We start from the raw sequence: 254 nt of genomic DNA on the forward strand, positions 1-254 counted from the left end.
CCCGGCCTTGTACTCCGCCGTGAACTCCCGGCGCGGCCTGCGGGGCTTCCTCTGCTTTTCGTCAGTCGCGGACATCCCGTGCTCCTTCCATCACATCTCGGGTGTCCACGGAACCGGGCCAGGCTCAGTGGACCCGAGGCTGTTGCTAGCGCTGTGGGTGTACGGGCAGATGGAGGGCCTCTCCAGCGCTCACGCCATTGCGGCGAGGCTGCGTACGGACGTTGCGTATTGGTGGTTGTGCGGCGGCGTCAATG

General features: G+C 66.1%; 1 pseudogene. It reads left to right on the plus strand.

The annotated features are described in order from the left end of the window. Window positions 1-124 precede the first annotated feature (124 nt). Window positions 125-254, plus strand: a pseudogene (locus D7V77_RS43070) (transposase); the annotation flags it as partial.

It is taken from the genome of Corallococcus sp. CA041A (assembly GCF_003612075.1).
Classification (GTDB): Bacteria; Myxococcota; Myxococcia; order Myxococcales; family Myxococcaceae; genus Corallococcus; species Corallococcus exiguus.